The 16,627-nt window shown below is 64.7% G+C and carries 14 protein-coding genes; 6 read left to right on the forward strand and 8 right to left on the reverse strand.

Features of this window, described 5'->3' with window-relative positions; all coding sequences use genetic code 11:
- Window positions 1-14: 14 nt before the first annotated feature.
- From nosZ to HOP51_RS17040, 5 genes are all read right to left on the reverse strand, one after another.
- Entirely contained in the window at window positions 15-1,910 is a 1,896-nt protein-coding gene (gene nosZ / locus HOP51_RS17020; RefSeq protein WP_234275111.1) for a TAT-dependent nitrous-oxide reductase, read from the reverse strand.
- Window positions 1,911-1,913: 3 nt separating this feature from the next.
- Complete coding sequence (nosR, locus tag HOP51_RS17025; protein WP_234275112.1) at window positions 1,914-4,055, reverse strand: transcriptional regulator NosR; 2,142 nt, start codon at window positions 4,053-4,055, stop codon at window positions 1,914-1,916.
- A 271-nt stretch (window positions 4,056-4,326) separates the two neighbouring features.
- Entirely contained in the window at window positions 4,327-4,638 is a 312-nt protein-coding gene (locus HOP51_RS17030) for a c-type cytochrome (RefSeq protein WP_234275113.1), read from the reverse strand.
- Window positions 4,639-4,739: 101 nt separating this feature from the next.
- A complete protein-coding gene (locus HOP51_RS17035) occupies window positions 4,740-5,186 on the reverse strand; it encodes an Rrf2 family transcriptional regulator (protein WP_234275114.1) in 447 nt (148 codons plus the stop codon).
- 42 nt (window positions 5,187-5,228) lie between these two features.
- Window positions 5,229-5,651 (reverse strand): YbaN family protein, encoded by a 423-nt coding sequence (locus HOP51_RS17040; protein WP_234275115.1) that lies wholly within the window; start codon window positions 5,649-5,651, stop codon window positions 5,229-5,231.
- A 68-nt stretch (window positions 5,652-5,719) separates the two neighbouring features.
- Between HOP51_RS17040 and HOP51_RS17045 the strand changes: the two genes are divergently transcribed.
- Window positions 5,720-6,931, forward strand: a complete 1,212-nt coding sequence (locus HOP51_RS17045; protein ID WP_234275116.1) for an NnrS family protein — start codon at window positions 5,720-5,722, stop codon at window positions 6,929-6,931.
- Between the two features lie 100 nt (window positions 6,932-7,031).
- Window positions 7,032-8,417 carry an oxygen-independent coproporphyrinogen III oxidase gene (gene hemN, locus HOP51_RS17050; RefSeq protein WP_234275117.1) on the forward strand — a complete coding sequence of 462 codons (1,386 nt, stop codon included), beginning with the start codon at window positions 7,032-7,034 and terminating at the stop codon, window positions 8,415-8,417.
- A gap of 103 nt (window positions 8,418-8,520) precedes the next feature.
- Here hemN and HOP51_RS20975 read toward each other — a convergent pair whose 3' ends face one another.
- Together HOP51_RS20975 and ytfE are read right to left on the reverse strand one after the other, a co-directional pair.
- Entirely contained in the window at window positions 8,521-9,636 is a 1,116-nt protein-coding gene (locus HOP51_RS20975; protein WP_276574361.1) for a methyl-accepting chemotaxis protein, read from the reverse strand.
- Window positions 9,637-9,700: 64 nt separating this feature from the next.
- A complete protein-coding gene (gene ytfE, locus HOP51_RS17065) occupies window positions 9,701-10,357 on the reverse strand; it encodes an iron-sulfur cluster repair protein YtfE (protein ID WP_234275118.1) in 657 nt (218 codons plus the stop codon).
- A 149-nt stretch (window positions 10,358-10,506) separates the two neighbouring features.
- Here ytfE and norR point away from each other — a divergent pair, with 149 nt between their 5' ends.
- From norR to HOP51_RS17085, 4 genes are all read left to right on the forward strand, one after another.
- A complete protein-coding gene (gene norR / locus HOP51_RS17070; protein ID WP_234275119.1) occupies window positions 10,507-12,051 on the forward strand; it encodes a nitric oxide reductase transcriptional regulator NorR in 1,545 nt (514 codons plus the stop codon).
- Between the two features lie 217 nt (window positions 12,052-12,268).
- Window positions 12,269-12,751, forward strand: a complete 483-nt coding sequence (gene ubiT / locus HOP51_RS17075) for a ubiquinone anaerobic biosynthesis accessory factor UbiT (RefSeq protein WP_234275120.1) — start codon at window positions 12,269-12,271, stop codon at window positions 12,749-12,751.
- 37 nt (window positions 12,752-12,788) lie between these two features.
- Window positions 12,789-14,900: an adenosylcobalamin-dependent ribonucleoside-diphosphate reductase gene (locus HOP51_RS17080; protein WP_234275121.1), complete on the forward strand. Its 2,112-nt coding sequence runs from the start codon at window positions 12,789-12,791 to the stop codon at window positions 14,898-14,900.
- 51 nt (window positions 14,901-14,951) lie between these two features.
- On the forward strand, window positions 14,952-15,707 hold the full coding sequence (locus tag HOP51_RS17085; RefSeq protein WP_234275122.1) for a ribonucleoside-diphosphate reductase: 756 nt from the start codon (window positions 14,952-14,954) through the stop codon (window positions 15,705-15,707).
- A gap of 81 nt (window positions 15,708-15,788) precedes the next feature.
- On the opposite strand, the gene HOP51_RS17090 is transcribed toward HOP51_RS17085, so the two are convergent.
- Window positions 15,789-16,538, reverse strand: a complete 750-nt coding sequence (locus tag HOP51_RS17090; RefSeq protein WP_234275123.1) for a DeoR/GlpR family DNA-binding transcription regulator — start codon at window positions 16,536-16,538, stop codon at window positions 15,789-15,791.
- Window positions 16,539-16,627 lie beyond the last annotated feature (89 nt).

A 16,627-nucleotide genomic window follows, 5' to 3' on the forward strand; every position in this document is an offset into this window, starting at 1 on the left:
CCGGCCGGGTTACCTCACGCAGGTTCTACAAGCATCCGGCCCGACATTTCCATGTGCAGGGCGTGGCAGAACCAGCTGCAGTAGTACCAGTGGACTCCGGGCTTGTCGGCGATGAAGGTCACCGAAGAGGTCTGCTGCGGATGGATCTCCATGTTGATGCCGTGGTTGATCAGGGCGAAGCCGTGGCTGACGTCTTCGATGGTGTCCATGTTGGTCACCACGATGGTCACCTCGTCGCCCTGCTTCACGCGGAACTCGGTGGTGCCGAAGTTCGGCGCCACCGAGGTCATGTAGACGCGCACCTTGTTGCCGTCGCGGATCACCTTGTTGTCCCGCTCCAGGGTGACGCCGTCGGCCTGGGCCATGGCCACGGTTTCGGCGAAGTAGGGGTCATCGCGGTCGTAGATCGCCTTCGGGTTGAGCTGGTCGGCGCGAATCATCAGCGCATCGTGGGGCTCGGCGTAGGTCGGGCCGTCGTGGATCAGCTTCATCTGCTCGCCGGAGATGTCGATCAACTGGTCGTTCTCGGCGTGCATCGGACCCACCGGCAGGAAACGGTCCTTGGAGAACTTGCACAGCGCGGAGAGGTACTTGCCGTCGACGTCACGGCTACAGGCCAGCGAGGCCTTGATGTGGCCGATGTTGTAGTGCACGTCGATGCGGTCGCGAATGTAGTTCACCTCTTCACCGTTGTAGGCGCGGATGGCGTCCTCCACGTTCCACTTCACCACTTGGCTGTCGAGGAACAGCGAGGTGTAGGCGTTGCCGCGGTTGTCGTAGGTGGTGTGCAACGGCCCCAGGCCTACTTCCGGCTCGGCGACCACGGTGTCGCGCGGGTCGGACAGGCCGCCGTCGAACCACTCGGCCACGCGTGCCCATTCGATCACGGTGCAGGTCGGCGAGAGCTTGCCGCTGACCACGCAGTACTTGCCCTCTGGCGGCATGGTGTTGACGCCGTGGGGGCTGCGCGGGGTCGGCACGTAGAGGGCGAAGGTGTTGCGCCCTGCGTGGGCCTGCTCGCGGGCATCGACTACCGGCACTGGCGAGTCGCCGATGGTGATGTAGTTGCCCTCTGCCACGGCGCGCTCAATGGCCGGTATGTCGAAGATCACCGTCCAGTCGCGCTCGGGGCCCATCATTTCCGGTAGGGTCATGCCGCGGGCCGAGTTGTAGCAGGAGGCGGCGACGAAGCGGCCGGTGTAGTCGGTGTCGCAGTTGTCGAGGTTGCCGTCGACGATCGCCTGCCACTTGAACTCCATGGTTTCGGCATCGATACACGTCATCATGGTCCAGTACTCGGACGGGTCGTCCAGGTACTCGCCGTTATTGTTCAGCGGCACGACCATTTCACCCGCCGCGAAAACCCGCTCGGTGCTAGGTACGCGCTGCAGGGTCAGGCCGTGGATCGACTGAACGTTGGGAATGGTGACGATCTTGTCGGTGCGCATGATGTCGAGGCGGATACGCGCCACCCGGGTGTTGGCCTTGTCGTTGATGAAGCAGTAGCGGCCGTCGTAGCGAGCGTCGGTGTAGCTCACCTTGGGGTGGTGGGTGTCGCCGTTGAGCGGCGCGTTCGGCCCCAGCACGCGCTTGGACTCATTGGTGATGCCCCAGCCGGTGGCGCTGTCGACGTTGAACACCGGGATGCGCAGCAACTCGCGCATCGAGGGAATGCCGAGAATGCGTATCTCGCCGGAATGTCCGCCGCTCCAGAAGCCGTAGTACTCGTCGAGTTCGCCCGGCGGGACCTCGTGTTCGCTGCCCGCGGCGGCCTTGGCGGATCCGCTGCGTACCAGGGCGCCAGTGCCGAAGCCTCCGGCCAGGCTGGCTCCGGCCACGCCGGTCACCGCGCTGTTGCGCAGGAAGTGCCGGCGGCTGAGGTCCTTGATGTGGTCTTTCTTGTCGCTCATGGTTCACTCCTCCTGAAGAGTGGGGATGCGCTGCAGATTGGCCTGGCTGCCCTGCGCAGCGTCGGCCGGAAGGGTTCCTGCGACACCGCCGCTGGAGGAGGCGCGAGTGGCCTTCTCGAAGCGTTTGCGGCGCTTGACCATCGGCGGACAGCGCCGGTCGTCGTGGTAGGTCACCTGGCAATCCAGGCAGTAGTGGCACTCGTTGGCATTGATGCGGCCGTCGGGATGGATGGCGGCCACTTCGCACTCGTTGGCGCAGATCTGGCAGGGCGTGCCGCAGTTGCCGCGATGGCGCTTGAGCCAGTCGAACAGGCGCAGGCGGGCGGGGATGGCGAGCCCCGCGCCCAGCGGGCAGACGTAGCGGCAGTAGGCCTTGTGGGTGAATGCCGAGATGACGAGCAGGCCCAGGGCGTAGAACAGGAAGGCCCAGTCGCGTTGGAAGCGCAGGGTCACGGCGGTCTTGAACGGCTCGACTTCGGCGTAGCGCTCGGCCTGGCCCAGCGAGTGCAGCGACACCGCGAACAGCCCAAGCAGGATGATGTACTTGATTGCCCACAGCCGCTCGTGCAGGGCGAAGGGCACCTCGAACTGGGGTACCTTGAGCCGGCGTGCGGCCTTGTTGATCAGCTCCTGCATGGCGCCGAAGGGGCACAGCCAGCCGCAGAACACGCCGCGGCCCCACATCAACAGCGTGACGGCAACGAACGACCAGAGGATGAACATCATCGGGTCGATCAGGAACGACTCCCAACTGAAGCCGCCCATCAGCGAATGCACGAAGGTGAGGACGTTGACGACCGAGAGCTGGGCCAGCGAGTACCAGCCGATGAACACCACGGTGTAGAGCAGGAAGCCGATGCGCAGCGGGGCCAGCATGCGCGGGTAGCGCACCAGCACGTCCTGGAACAGCATGATGCCGGTCAGCACGGTGAGGCCTAAGCCCAGCACCACGATCTGGAAGGTGCGGTCCCGCCATACCTGTACCCACAACGCCTCTTCCACCATGGGTTCGGGGCGCTCGATATAGGCTTCGGGAATGCTGTAGTGGGCATTGAAACGTACGAACTCGGTTTCCAGCGGCCCGGCGGCCCGGCGCACCAGCAGGCCCAACTCCCAAGGTTCGCCCGGGTCGAAAGCGGTCTCGTTGCGCACGATGAAGATGTCGCGCTCTGTCAGCCTTGGCGCGCCGTCGATGGCCAGGCGCACGATGCGACGGTGGTCGCGATCCTGGAAGGCGATGTTGGTATTGCCCTGGCTGGCCTCGATGCGGTCGAAGATGCCGCCGCGCACGTAGCCCGAGCCCTTGAAGGAGTAGTCGCCCCGGGCCATCACGCCGATGGCATGCTCGCCCTCCTCCAGGCGCTCCATCAACTGCTCGTACACCACGTCGCCCAACAGGTTGCGACCGATGGTGGGCGCGTTGAGATAGGTCACGTAGAGGTCGATGAAGGTGCTGTCGGGATCCTCGCCGCTGGCGTAGGCCTCGGCGGCGGTGCCGGCGAAGGCGGCGTCGACCTCGCCATGAGTCAGGTGCAGGCGGCGCACGCTGCCGTCGCCTGCCAGGGTTTCCCAGTCGGTCGGCTCGAACACATCATGGCGCACCTGGGCCGGCGGGGTGGCCAGCGGGTCGTCGATCAGCCCCTGCGCGGCGGCGACCCGACGGGCGGCGCGCATCACCGTCTCGGTGAGCACGATCACGGTGACCGTGGCACCGGAGATGGCATCGAGGTTCTCGCCCACGCGCAGGCGCTGGTTGACGTGATGAGGGGCGTGAGCGGCGGCGTAGTCCACCAGGTGCTGCTCGGGGATGCCCACCAGCATGATCGGCTCCTCGTGGCCGAGAATGGTGGCCTGGGTGATGCGCGCCTCGCGGTCGATTCCCACCAGCATGTTGATCGGTTTGCCGGAATAGGCCGGGATGGGCGTGATGTCCTGGGTCTCGAAGGCGTAGCCCAGCAGCGTCTCGTCGGCGTAGACCGCCTTGGCGGGAAGCCCGCCGTCGGTATCGGCCAGGCGCGTGGCGCTGGGGAATCCCTCTTGCACCTGTGACAGTTCGAAGGCCTGCGTGGGCAGGCCGAGCAGCATCAGCAGGCCGAACAGCCAAATCAGGGTTAGAGAAGAGAGCGGGCTGCGCCGAATGGGCATGGGCATTCCTTATCGCGTACCCGTCGCAGTAAATGTGAGAGACGACAGGTATTACAGGTATATAAAATGAATCTTTGTTACCTGCTGCCATCATGCCAGCTGATTGTCAGTCCTTAATTGACGTGGATCATGGGCGGTGGTGTGACGCGTAATCGCTTGGGGGCGGCGGGGCGACCGCGCAGGAGAGAGGGAAAGCAGTGGCGGGGCTGTCGCCTGGAGTCGGCTCAATGCCCCGCCTGTGGAGGATCTAGCTACTGAAACTGTAGAGGGGTCAGAGTACCGGTTCGAGCATGAAATCGAGGGCAGCCTTCACTTCCTCGTCGCTGAGATTCACGTGGCCCCCCTTGGGTGGCATGGCACCGAAGCCTTCGATGGAATGGGCATAGAGAGTATCCATGTCCTGTTCCAGGCGCGGTGCCCAGGCGTCGGCATCGCCCTTGATTGGCGCACCGGCGGCACCGGTCATGTGGCAGGCCATGCAGGCTTGGTTATAGATGGCTTCACCATCGGGCTCTGCTTGGACGGAAGCGGCAAACGCCAGGGTGGCGGTGCCGGCTAGCAGGGCGGCGGTGATTTTCTTCATGGTTGTCTCCAGTTGCTTACGGTCATGGCGAAGCCTGTCGAAGCGGGTCGCCCCGCGGTACGTCAGGCTTCCGTCAAAAGCCAAAACGGATTTTGGCACAGTCAGGCAGGGCTGGTGGCGATCTGCATCAAACGGGCGAGCTGCGGCTGTCGCATGCCGAGCATGTCGGCCAGGGTGTATTGATCCAGCACTGCCATGAAGGCGTCCAGGGCTTCGTTGAAAATCGGTTTTAGCCGGCAGGCCGGGGTGATGATGCAGTCATTGTGGTCGCGGAAGCACTCCACCAGGCCGAGCTCGTTTTCGGTATCGCGTACCAGTCCGCCCAGGGTGATTTCCTCTGGTGCACGATTGAGCAGCAGGCCGCCGTTCTTGCCGCGAATGGTGGTGATATAGCCTCGGTGGCTGAGGTCCTGTACCACTTTCATCAGATGGTTGCGCGACACGCCGAAGCTTTCCGCAATCTCGTGGATGGTGGCACGCTCCTCGCCTTTGACGGCAAGATAGATCAGCACGCGCAGCGCATAGTCGGTGTAGCGAGTCAGATGCATGGCAAGTCCGGCGTTGGCTGGATAAGCAACGATTTATGTACGCTAAGTCCTTCTTATCATAGCAGTATGCTTAGCGTGGCGTTCGCTGCCCAAAGGTGTGGCATCGGGTCGCGTCCAGATGAAAAGGGCCACACAGCAGAACAGGGTTGCTGTTACGCCTAGTACCGGGATAGGTGCGCCACCCAGCCATAATACCAGCCAGCTCAAGAACAGCAGTACCGTGGCAAGACGCTTGGCTGGCCTGGCGATGGCCCGCTGCCGTTGCCAGGCGCGCAGTGGCGGGCCCAGCCGAGGATGGTGCCACAACCAGCGCGCCAGTCGCGGCGAGCCCTTGGGTGCCGCCCAGGCGGCGAGCAGCAGGAAAGGGGTGGTCGGCAGCAGCGGTACCACCAGCCCGGCGGTTCCCAGGCCGATGCAGCCGTAAGCCAGCGCTTGCCAGCCAAGGCGTACCAAAGGGTCTTTCATGGCAACCTCGCTATATACACTGCTGTGGCATGGTTTCCAGTCGCGTCTATAAATAGTATTTTATATACATGTTTGAAGACGCTGCCAAGTCCGGTATCGATATTACCGCTCCTCGCATACCCGCCTGGCGCTGGCTGTTTCCGCTGGCGGCGATACATGCCGCCGTGATGGTGCCGCTCTCGTTGCTGGCGCTCTACCACGGCTGGATATCGGTGCAACTGGCGACGCCGGCCGCCCATGCGCGGGAAATGCTGTTCGGTTTCGCACTGGCGGTGATCGCCGGCTACCTGCTGGGCCCCATGCCGCGTCGGCAACTGAGTCTGCTGGTGACGCTGTGGCTGGTAGGCAGGCTGGGCGTGCTGGACTGGTCAGGTGCGGCAATCTCTTCGCTGGCCGATGGCGCCTTCGCCCTGTGGGTGGCCTCGCGGCTGGTGCCGCGCTTCATCGCCGCGAAGAAATGGCGTAACCGACTGCTCTCGCCGCTGCTGGGCATGCTCTGCCTGTTGGCCGTGGTGACCCTCACCTGGCGCTACCTCGAAGATATGCCGACCACGACGCCGCTGATGCACCAGAGCGTATTGTGGCTGGTGTTGCTGATGTCCTTCATGGGCGGGCGCGTCATCGCCCCGGCGGTCAATGGCTACCTGATGAAGCGCTTCCGTGCGGCCGGCACCGGCGTGCAGCCACGTATCGAGGCGGCATTGATCGTGCTGCTGGGAGTGGCGCCGTTCCTGATGCTATGGGCCACGCTGCGGCCGCTGGCGGCTCTGATGGTGCTGGCGGCGGGCCTGCTGGTGCTGGCGCGTATCTGGCGCTGGGAGCCGCTACGTTGCCAGGAGCGCCCGGATTTGCAGGTGCTGATGCTGGGCTACGCCTGGATCGCCATCGGCCTGCTGCTGCTGGCACGCAGCTGGTGGGCGCCGCAGCATGCCAGCACCGCTCTGCACGCCTTCACCGTCGGGGCGCTTGGCACCCTGGCGAGTGCGATCATGCTGCGTCACGTGATCCTGCGTGCCAAGCGTGGCCCGGAGGAAGAGGCAGCACTACTGCCGCTGGCCGGCCTGTTCGCCGTGGCGGCCGTGCTGCGCCTGTGGGCGATCGAGGTCGGCTCCCACTGGCTGCTGCTGTTATGGGCCTCGGCCCTGTCCTGGAGCCTGGGTTGGCTGATGGTGGCCTGGCGATTGCGGGTGTGGTTGGGGCGTGTGGCAAGGCAGGTGGAAAGGCGTGCGGGCCGGAGGGTGCTCGCTGCGCACACCGGCAAACTTGACCCCGGACAATAGAGCGGCGAGCTGTCGAGACGACACCGATAGCCGATGTCATACTCACCGGCAATAGGGCATGGCGCGCTCCATGCCGAGGTTTCAAGAGGCTGTTCCGCTCATGCAAGACGATCAACTGTTCAATCGCCCCCTGGTGGAAAAGTACGACCGCCCGGGGCCCCGCTACACCTCCTATCCGACGGCGCCGCAGTTCCATGCGGCCTTCGCCGAGGACGACTATCGCGCCGCCGCGGAGCGCAGCAACCGGGTCGCCTCGCCCAAGCCGCTGTCGGTCTACGTGCACATCCCGTTCTGCAAGAGCCTGTGCTACTACTGCGCCTGCAACAAGATCATCACCCACAACACCGAGCGGGCGGCGGAGTATCTCGACTGGCTGAAGCAGGAGATCCGTGTGCAGGGCGCGCTGTTCGACGAGAATCGACGCATGACCCAGTTGCACTTGGGCGGCGGTACTCCCACCTACCTGAGCAACGCCCAGCTCGGCGAGCTGATGGCGGCCCTCGACGAGGCCTTCCACTTCGCCGAGCCTGCGGCGCGGGAGTTTTCGCTGGAGGTCGATCCACGTACGGTCACGCCTAGCCAGATCCACGAGCTGCACGACCTCGGCTTCAACCGGCTGAGCTTTGGCGTACAGGATTTCGACCCCGACGTGCAGAAGGCGGTCAACCGCGTGCAGAGCGAGGAGCAGGTCGTCGAGCTGGTGGTGGCCGCCCGTGAGGCCGGCTTCCAGTCGGTTAGCGTGGACCTGATCTACGGCCTGCCATTGCAGACGGTGGCGAGCTTTGACGCCACCCTGACGAAGATCATCGCCCTGCGCCCGGATCGTATCGCCGCCTACAGCTATGCCCACCTGCCGGAGCTGTTCAAGGCCCAGCGGCTGATCCGCCCCGAGGACATGCCGCCGCCGGAGCGCAAGCTGGAGCTGTTGGAACTGACCATTCGCCGCCTGACTGCGACCGGCTACGTCTACATCGGCATGGATCACTTTGCCCTGCCCGACGACGAGCTGACCCTGGCCAAGGAGAACGGCACCCTGCAGCGCAACTTCCAGGGTTATTCCACCCATGCCGACTGCGACATGATCGGGCTGGGCATCACCTCCATCGGCAAGGTCGGCGACAGCTACAGCCAGAACGTCAAGGAGACCGCCCAGTACCAGGCGCGGCTCGAGGCGGGGCGGCTTCCGGTGATGCGCGGCTATCGGCTCAACGATGACGACCGCCTACGCCGCGACGTGATCAACGCCCTGATGTGCCACGGACGCATCGACTTCGCCAACATCGAGGTGCGCCACGACATCGTCTTCCGCGATTATTTCGCCGATGCCCTGGGCCAGCTCGAGGAGATGCAGGCCGACGGCCTGCTGTCGATTGACGCCGCTTCCATCGAGGTACTGCCCGCCGGGCGGCTGATGATGCGCAACATGGCGATGGCCTTCGATGCCTATCTCACACCCAACGAGGGGCGCTTCTCGCGCACGGTGTAGGCCTGCCGAGAGGAGCGAACGAGCGGCGTCCAGTGGCGCCGCTTTCTCTGTTCGAGCCCTCGCAAGTGGGCTCCGGAATAGGGCGCCGAGGTGAGCTGTGGCTTCACGCCGGTAGCGGCTTGGTGGCCAGCCTGGCAGGGACAGGTAGCGCCCCCTGGCTGGCTTCGACAGCCTGGGGGCGGTACTTTTGCATGATATGGCGTAGCCGCTTCATCACGTCGAGGTTGGCTGACTCCATCCTGGCCAGGGCCTGCATCGCCTCGTCCATCTCGCCAGCCTGGTACATGCGTACGGCTGCAATGGCCTGACGGTGCACCTCGCGATGTGGAAGTTCCAGGGCGCGAAAGTCCTCGTCATCGCCGAAACGCATGCCGCCGGCCCCGGCATAATACCAGCGGCCCAGCGCGCACTGGGTTTCGTCGGGTAGCTCGTCGGCAGTGGTGGTGGAGAGTCCCATGAGGATTCGGTACACCTCCAGCTTCACCTCAAGCTCCTCCAGATTGGCCAGCTCCACTTCGCTCAGCATGGCAGAGAAGGTCAGCGCCTGGCTGCTTTCCCGGCTCAGCGCCAGCAGCCGTTCGGTGCGCTGCATCACCTGGCTTGCCGCGGCGCTTAGCCGCTCGGTTTCACACGCGTTGTGATGCATGGCGGCATCCACCGTGCCGGTCTGGGCGAGAATGCTGCCGGTAAGGCTATCGATCTCCTCGGTGGCTGCTCCGGTACGGGTGGCAAGTTCGCGTACCTCGGTTGCCACCACGGCGAAGCCGCGCCCGGCATCGCCGGCACGTGCGGCTTCGATGCTGGCATTGAAGGCCAGCAGCGTGGTCTGAAGCGAAATCTCTTCGATCAGGTGAACGAAGTTGCCGATACTGTCAGCGTCGCCACGCAGGGAGGTGACCTGCACCGCCGCTTGGCCGATACGCTGGTTGAGGTTGCGCAGCTCGTTGACCATGGCGTCCAGGGCCTCCTGGCTCTGCTGCGATTCGCCTGTGGTGTGGTCGGCTACGCGCCGGTTGTCGGCAAGCAACCCGGAGAGTTCGGAGAAGGATTCGCGCAACGCGGCCAGTGAATCGCCGAAGCCGGTGAGGTTGGCGAAGAGGTGTCGATGAACCTGTCGCTCGGCCTCGAGCTCCAGGAGTCGAGCTTGCAGTCGGTCCCGCTCCTCACGTAGCGCATCGCTGTCGCTCGTCTTGGGTTGGGCCTTTTTCCAGAGTCGCATGGCGTCTCCTGTCGTCAGGAAGGGATGGCGCCCGCCGGGGCGGGCGCGGGCAACAAGGCAGGATTCAGCCGGCCCGTTCGAACAGTAGGTTGTTCTCCAGGTGGATGTGCTCCATCAGGTCCTCCCGGAATTCGCGCAGGCCGGTGTAGAGGGCACGCCAGGTGGTGCAGGCGCCCTTGGGCGGGGTGATGTCGTCGGTGAGCCGCATTACCTGCTCCAGGTTTTCACCGTGATCGTCATGCTCGTGGCGCATCACCGCGATCGGCCCCTGGGCCTGGGCGCCCATGCCGTTGCGCAGCATGGGGAACAGGATCTGTTCCTCCTTCTGCATATGACTCTCCATTTCCTGGTGAATGACCATCAGCAGGTCGGCCAGTCCGTTGGGGCAGGTGTCGCGATCGCCATGAACTTGCTCCACCCGGCGCGCCATGCGGATCAGCTCGGGCAACTGCTGACGGTGCACGTCGTGATAGCGGGTCAGGATATGGTCGATCAGCTCGGCGTTGCTGGCCTCGCGCCAGTCGTGTTGCTCGCTGCTGGCGGCCGGCAGCGCCTCGAGTTCGGCGATCAGCTTGTCGACATGCAGGCCGGCGCGCTCGGCGGCCTGGCGCAGGCTGATACGCCCACCGCAGCAGAAGTCGATGTGATGAGCATGGAAGATGCGGGTGGCACCGGGAAGCGACAGGGCGATGCGGCCAACGGTCTGTTCCTGCAGGTTCATGTGGCATTACCTCGATGATGGGTGACACCCTGACAGAGCAATCGCCATGCCACTTTTGCGCTCCTTCTTTATCAATGGGTTGCTGTTTGAATGGTAAATTTTACCTTTCTCGGTTAAGGTGATTTATACCTTATTGGGTGGTTTTTACCATGCTGGATGATTCTCTCCTCGCCGACCTCACTGCCGACCTGCCCAGCGTCGTGCGCCTGCAGCGCCTGGTACGTACCCTGCGTGAGGGCTTCCGCTGCGGCGCGGTGTGCCTGCTGCGGGTGCGGGATGACGTGCTGGCGCCGGTGGCGGTGGAAGGCCTGGTGCGCGAAGCGCTGGGGCGACGCTTCGAGGTGGCCCGCCATCCGCGTCTTGCCGCCATTCTCACGAGCCGCCGTTCGACCCTGTTCCCGCCGGACTCCAGCCTGCCCGACCCATACGACGGCCTGGTCGAGCAGCAGCCGGGAGAGCCGCTGCACGTGCACGATTGCATGGGCATCAGCCTGCACGTCGAAGGGGAGCCGTGGGGCGTGCTGACCCTGGACGCCCTGGTGGCAGGTACCTTCGACGAGGCTGCATGCACGGCGCTTGAGCGCTACGCACTGCTGGTCGAGGCTGCGGTGCGCGTCTCGCGCCTGGAGCAGGAGGTGCGCGCGCTGCGCATGGCGAGCCACGGCATGCTCCCGCATGCCGAGCCGGGCGAGGGCGGCGAGATTCTCGGCCACAGCGCCGGGTTGCAGCGCCTGCTGAACGAACTTGACGTGGTGGCGGAGTCCGACCTTCCGGTGTTGCTGATGGGCGAGACCGGGGTGGGCAAGGAACTGTTCGCCCGGCGCCTGCATCAGCGTTCGCCACGGCGCGAGCAGCCGCTGGTGCAGGTCAACTGTGCGGCCCTGCCGGAGACCCTGGCCGAGAGTGAGCTGTTCGGCCACGTGAAAGGGGCCTTCTCGGGCGCCACGGCGGATCGTGCGGGCCGCTTCGAGGCCGCTGACGGTGGCACCCTGTTCCTCGACGAGGTGGGCGAGTTGCCGCTGCCGATCCAGGCCAAGCTGCTGCGTGCGCTGCAGAACGGCGAGGTGCAGCGCCTGGGCGAGGATACCCCGCGCCGGGTCGATGTGCGCATCATCGCCGCCACCAACCGCCGGCTGGCCGACGGCGTGCGCGAAGGCCACTTTCGTGCCGATCTCTATCACCGGTTGTCGGTCTATCCGGTGGCGATCCCACCGCTGCGCGAGCGCGACAGCGACGTGCTGGTACTGGCCGGTCACTTTCTCGAGATCAACCGTGCCCGGCTCGGCGTGCGCAGCCTGCGCCTGGCGCCGGCGGCCGAGGCGGCGCTGCTGGCCTACGCCTGGCCGGGCAACGTGCGCGAACTCGAGCACGTCATCAGCCGAGCGGCGATCAAGGCGTTGGGCCACGGTGCCCGACGCGACGACATCGTCACCCTGGAACCGGAGTGGCTCGACCTGTCTCATGGCAAAACGTTAAAGGGCGAAGCGTTGAAAGCCGGTCGCGACGAATCCGCTGTCCCTGGTGTGGCGTCGAGCACCGACGAGCCGCTGCGCAGCCAGGTCGAATCCGCGCAGCGGCAGGCGATTCGCCAAGCCCTGGCGGCGAGCGGCGACAACTGGGCGAATGCCGCCCGCCGGCTTGCCGTGGACCCCAGCAACCTGCACAAGCTGGCACGTCGCTTGGGGATCAAGTAGTTATCGGATTGCAAGCGTTAGCGTTAAAAATAAAACCCAGATATGGTGCTTGATCCCCTGGACTTGGCTATATATGGTAGCCAAGTCCCCGGTTGGGGGCAGAGGCAAGCGCTTGACGCATGTCAGTGCAGGCAGCCCGCGTCGCGCTTAGGATGGACGGTTTCATCGGCCGTTGTGGCCAGCGATATCCACCGTTCGCTCCGTGGGAGAGCACATCATGTTCATGTTGCCCTTGTCGTCCCTGCCGCGCCCTCCGGCCCCGACTCGACTGATTCGTGCCATCGATCCCCGCGTGCCGCTCGCGGTGAAGCGTCAACTGATCGAGCCGCTGCTCAACCGTACCTTTGCCGAGCCTCTGGCAGAGGGCGAGTTCGATGTGCTCGAAGGGCGGCGCATCTCGCTACACATCGAGGACCTGGGCGTGGTGCTGACGCTGACCCTCGATGCGGAGCGCTTCCGGCTCAGCCCGGAGACGGGAGAGGCCACCATTCGCGGCGGCTGGCGCGAGTTCCTGTGCCTGGCGACCCGGCGCGAGGATCCCGACGCGCTGTTCTTCCAGCGCCGGCTGGTGATCGAGGGCGATACCGAGCTTGGCCTGATGGTCAAGAACCTGCTCGACAGCCGCGAGGAGGGCCTGGCCCAGGGGCGGCTCGGGGAATGGCTGGCACGCTTCGAGCGCATGGCGCGCCAGGAACGTTGAACGATTTGAACTTTTGACCCTGACTGGAGATCCCTGCATGAGTACTTCCACCAAGGCCGTCAAGACATCCCACGAGGTGCCTATGCAAGCGCCCTCACGCGATATCTGGGACTCCAAGTATCGCCTCAAGGATCGTCATGGCCGGCCCGTCGACAAGGACGTGGCGGCGACCTGGGATCGCGTTGCGCGTGCCCTGGCCGCGGTGGAAGGCGACAGGGCCGAGGAGTGGCTGCCCAAGTTCCGCTGGGCGCTGGAGAACGGCGCCATTCCCGCCGGACGCATCATGTCCAACGCCGGCGCCGAGGACTACAAGCCGGCGGTGAGCCTGATCAATTGCACCGTCTCGCGCACCATCCGCGACTCCATGCACGAGATCCTCTCCTCGGTAGTGGATGCCGGCATGACCCTCAAGGCGGGCTGCGGCATCGGCTACGAGTTCTCCACCCTGCGTCACAAGGGCGCCTTCGTGTTCGGCGCCGGCGCCGGCACCAACGGCCCGCTGGCGTTCATGGATATCTACGACAAGATGTGCTTCACGGTGGCCTCGGCGGGCGGTCGCCGAGGCGCCCAGATGGGCACCTTCGACGTCGGCCATCCCGACGTGCGTAGCTTCATCGAGGCCAAGCGTGAAGCCGGCCGGCTGCGTCAGTTCAACCTCTCGCTGCTGATCACCGATGAGTTCATGGAAGCGGTGAAGAACGACGCCGATTGGCCGCTGGCCTTCCCGCTGCATGCCGGCGAGAAAGAAGACGTCAAGCCCGAGGACCTGATCTACCGCGACTGGCCGGTGATCGAGGAGGGCTACACCGTCGACGCCGAGGGTCGCGTGGCCTGTCGTATCGTCGAGGTGATCAAGGCCCGCGAGTTGTGGGACACCATCATGCGCTCCACCTACGACTTCGCCGAGCCGGGCTTCATCCTGATCGACCAGGTCAACCGCATGAACAACAATTGGTTCTGCGAGGAGATCCGCGCCACCAACCCCTGCGGCGAACAGCCCCTGCCGCCGGAAGGCGCCTGCCTGCTCGGTTCGGTCAACCTGACCCGCTTCGTCATCGACCCCTTCGGCAAGAAGCCGCGCTTCGACTGGGAGCGCTATCGCCAGGTAGTGGCGATCTTCACCCGCATGCTCGACAACGTGGTCGAGATCAGCGGCCTGCCGCTGGAGGGCCAGCGCCGCGAGATCGAGGCCAAGCGCCGTCACGGCATGGGCTTTCTCGGCCTGGGCTCGACCCTGACCATGCTCAAGATCCCCTACGGCTCGGCCGAGTCGCTCGCCTTCACCGAGGAAGTGAGCCGCAACCTGGCCATCGAGGGCTGGAAGCAGGCGCTGGAACTCTCCCGCGAGAAGGGCATGGCGCCGATACTGGCCGAGGACTTCGAGATCACGCCGAAGATGATGCGCGAGCGCCCGGAGTTGGCGAAGGACGGCTACGAGATCGGCGACAAGGTGCCCGGGCGCATCCTGCACGCGCGCTACAGCCGCTACATGCAGAAGGTCGCCGAGGTGGAGCCGGAGCTGGTCGCGGCACTCGCCGAGCATGGCGCGCGCTTCACCCACCACAGTTCCATCGCACCGACCGGCACCATCTCGCTGTCGCTGGGCAACAATGCCTCCAACGGCATCGAGCCGTCCTTCTCGCACCGCTACTTCCGCAACGTGATCCAGTCGGGCAAGAAGACCAAGGAGCAGGTCGAAGTAGTCTCCTTCGAGCTTGCCGCCTATCGGCACTTCATCGCCAGCGATGCGGTGGAGAGCGACCTGCCCGACTACTTCATCACCGCCGACGCGGTCACCCCGCAGCAGCACGTGGCGGTGCAGGCAGCGGCCCAGGCCTGGGTAGACTCGGCCATCTCCAAGACGGTCAATGTGCCCACCGAGTTCCCCTTCGAGCAGTTCAAGGACCTCTATCTGGACGCCTACGCGAGCAAGCTCAAGGGCTGCACCACCTTCCGCTTCAACCCGGAAGCGTTCCAGGGCGTGCTGGTACGCGAGGATGATCTCAAGAACACCACCTACGTGTTCGAGCTGGAGGACGGCGAGACACTGGAACTCAAGGGCGACGAGAAGGTGATCTACGACGGCGAGGAGCACAACGCGGCCAATCTCTATGACGCACTGAAAGAGGGTACCTATGGAAAGTGGTAACCGCTCGATCCGTTTCCGCGTCGTGAAGACAAGTATTGAAGGAGCCCGCTGATGGCCGTCGAAATCAAGTCCAAGATCGTTTCCTACAGCGTCAAGAAGGCGGTGGAAGCGCCACCGCTGGCCGACGAGAATCCGCTCACGGTACGCATACCCTCGCGCCCCGAGGGTACCCTCGAGGCTGTGTCCGAAAAGATCTCCTATGTCGGCGCCGAAGGCCGCAAGAAGGTCTACCTGCTGGTTTCCTTCATGCCGGTGGAGGGCGTGCTCGACGGCAAGCGCGTGGTGATCGAACGCCCGGTGGAGTTCTTCTTCCCCTCCGGCCAGCTCTCCAGCGAGCACCAGTGGATCACTGCCACCATGCGCAGCCTGTCGCTGGCCGCTCGCGGCGGCTACGTCACCCAGGCGGTGGCCGACTTGCGCAAGGTGGCCTGGGACAAGGGCCTGGTGCGCTGCGGCATGAACCGCTGGGGCAAGCCGATGTTCCACGACTCCGAGGTAGCGGCCATCGCCTGGTCGATCCAGCAGATCCTCTACCGCCGCGGTTTCCTCGATCAGGATGGCAACCAGGTGCCAGTGGAGGAGCTGGTGCGCCGCTATGCCCACCGCCTGACCCACGGCCACCCCTGGCAGCCACCGACACCGGAAGAGGAAGCGCAGGCCGAGCAGCAGGCCAAGGCGGCAGCCGCCGAAGAGAAAAGCGATGGCCCCACGGTGGTCGGTCACTGCCCGGAGTGTCGCGGCGAGCTGATCATGATGGATGGCTGCCCGACTTGCTATGCGGGTTGTGGCTGGTCCAAGTGTGGCTAGGCTTGGACGAAAACTGGCTGCGCTCGGCCATCAACACCACCCACCGAAGCCGGACTTGGTCCGGCTTCGCCGTGTCCGGGGTCAGGCGGCGACGATTCTCGGGCCGCCGTTCTCCGGCGATGGCGCCATGTCGCCGTCGGTGATCACCACGTCGAAGTCGTCGAGCTTGGCGAAGTAGGCGGGGCGGATCTGTCCGATCTTGCTCTCGTCGACTACCAGCAGGCGTTGTGCGGCGCAGGCAATGGCGGCCTGCTTGGGGGCGACCTCGTGGAAGTGAAAGCAGCTCACGCCGCGCTCGGCGTGCACCCCGGCGGCCGAGATGAAGGCACGATTGATGCCCAGGCGCTTGATCGCCGCACTCATGTCGTCGCTGCCGAAGGAGTGCGAGGTGGTGTGATAGAGGCCACCCAGCAGTACCAGGCGTACGCTGGGGACCAGGCTCACCGCATTGGCGACGTTGAGTGCATAGGTCACCACGGTGAGTTGGCTGCCCCTGGCGAGCATGCCTGCCAGGGGTAGCAGGGTGGTGCCGCAGTCGATGAATAGGGTATCCCCGTCTTCGATGAAGCGGGCGGCTTGTTCGCAGAGCCGTCGCTTGGCCAAGGCGTGGCTGTCCTGCTGCTGGTCGAGGTCATAGACCGGCGCGTAGTGATTGGCCATGACCAGGCGTCCACCGAGCAGCATCATGGCGCCGTCGCTTGCGGCTACGTCGCGGCGAATGGTCATCTCGGAGACGCCGCACATCTGGGCGGCCTCGCCGAGAGGAAGGGTGCCGCCACCGGCCAGTGCCTGCTGCAGACGGGCCAGGCGCATGGCGCTGCGGTCTTTCATTCACTGCTCTCCAATTTCACACTCCAGAACTTGGCTCGAAGATCGCTTTGGCTGGCCCTATGCTGAGCCAGGCAACGAGTATTTTCCAC

The organism is Billgrantia zhangzhouensis (genome assembly GCF_021404465.1).
In the GTDB taxonomy this organism is placed as follows: domain Bacteria; phylum Pseudomonadota; class Gammaproteobacteria; order Pseudomonadales; family Halomonadaceae; genus Halomonas; species Halomonas zhangzhouensis.